The 1716-nt window shown below is 55.1% G+C and carries 2 protein-coding genes and 1 pseudogene; 2 read left to right on the plus strand and 1 reads right to left on the minus strand.

All coding sequences use genetic code 11. The features are described from left to right. Both ACP5H1_RS08375 and ACP5H1_RS08380 read left to right on the plus strand, forming a co-directional pair. A partial coding sequence (locus tag ACP5H1_RS08375) for a hypothetical protein (protein WP_427974052.1) occupies nucleotides 1-286 on the plus strand: 286 nt, incomplete at its 5' end. Nucleotides 287-556: 270 nt separating this feature from the next. Continuing rightward, entirely contained in the window at nucleotides 557-1300 is a 744-nt protein-coding gene (locus tag ACP5H1_RS08380) for a hypothetical protein (RefSeq protein WP_427974055.1), read from the plus strand. A gap of 165 nt (nucleotides 1301-1465) precedes the next feature. Here the strand turns inward: ACP5H1_RS08380 and ACP5H1_RS08385 are convergent. Beyond that, a pseudogene (locus tag ACP5H1_RS08385) lies at nucleotides 1466-1716 on the minus strand (hypothetical protein); the annotation flags it as partial.

Here is a 1716-nt window from a genome sequence, read left to right on the forward strand (position 1 = left end):
GGACGGCAAGATGGAGATACTGACTGTGTACAGCCTTGACGCGCCTGTGAACCCGACAGACAGGAGCTCAGCGCTGCCCCCGCTGCTGAGGGTAGCAAGGGAGCAGGAGCTGAGGGAGGCGCTGAAGAGGTCGCTGAAGGACTTCTACTACTTCCTGCGCGACTACTGGCCGCAGAAACCCGACGAGTACGCTGTAAGGATGATCAGCATGACGTGGATAATGGACTACATCATTGAGGAGGCTAAGGGAAGCGGGGAGCTGGTGAACGCCGAATACCAATGCTGATTGGGATCGCCAGGGCCATGATCATTTCTTCTTGTTTTAATTCTGCCGGCAAACTAAAGCCTGGTACGTCCTAATGAAAGATATGGACAGTAAAGATATGGACGGTTTAGCAGCAGCGAACTTATCGCCGCGGTGCGCACCGCGGCCAGCAAGCTCAAAAATATGAATGAGGTGCCCACGGGGCTCAGCCAGCGGGCCATCCTCCAGTCCGTTTAATGCCTTGCAATTGCTTATTAGCCTCGCGCTGCAGCACTATGAGTGGTGCGGCGTTTGAAGGACATAATATATGCGTCCAGCGTCAGTAACACGTTCAAAGTCAAGTTCAGCGCGGCCGAGCTCGTGAAACAGTACGACAGCAGTGACTTCCCATGTCACGACGCCGCCAGCAATGATATAGCAAAGGCGGTTCACGACTACGTTTACAGCTCGCTGGGCGCCATGGTGAGCAGCTACAACATAGCGGGGATAACCGAGGCCAACAGGGATTACATAGCCAAGGCTATAGGCGCGGCGGCCGCCCTGGCCGTCTCCTTAAACACGTCGTGCTCCGACGCGATGAACAAAATAGCGGACGTGCTGAGGGATAGAATTAGCAGGGGCGTGGACGTGGGCGTCAGCGTGACTGGCCTCGTATCGCCACAGATTGAATTGCAGATAGAGTTCTGGTTCACGCCCGGCGCGATAGAGAAGGGCACGATATATCATAACGATGACCATGTGTTGCTCCTGCGCGGAGGCGGTGGCGACGTCAAAGAGCTGCCGCCGCCGAGAGCTCGCGTCTCCGAGGGGACGTGGCTGCGGCTGTACATCTTTGTCGAGCCGGCCAGCGGCGGGCATGACCTCACAGTCAAAATATGGAGCGAGTACTCCCGGCAGCTGGGGCAGACGTCGGTGGCGACTGCATATGCGCCGCTTGTGCAGCCCATGTCTGACGCCAGATATAATGAACTCATCAGCATTAGTAAGGACCACTCGTTTGCATTCAGCCAGAGGGCTGTGCTCCAGTCCCTGTGAGGGCAACGGGTTAAACGCAAGAGGTGCGCGGCGCTTCTCTCTACTATATAAACTACCTCAAGTAATTTATTATGTCACCGCGGTTCGCTGTCAGGGGCAAGCACCGTCAGGTTGGCCGTGGAGCTGTTGTGGGCCAGGGCGAGCGTCTGTAACACGTTTACGTAACTACCCGTTATTTTTAATTACTTCTGATCCCTTTAGTGCTATTAAGTAAGCCGAGGCCGTGCGCCTGTCGAGGCCCTTCTCCCTCATAACCTTGTAGTGCTCCTCAGAATTTGTAGTGCCCTTCGGGTTAACTAAGATAACGTTAAACCCCAGCCTTAAAGCTTTAATGACGCCGTGGGTTAGCATCTGCCTCTTGGCGAAGCGCGTTATCTTCCTGTTGCCGCTCCTGCTCCCTGTGAACTTCCTCTTCT

The organism is Acidilobus sp., from assembly GCF_049973875.1.
GTDB lineage: Archaea > Thermoproteota > Thermoprotei_A > Sulfolobales > Acidilobaceae > Acidilobus.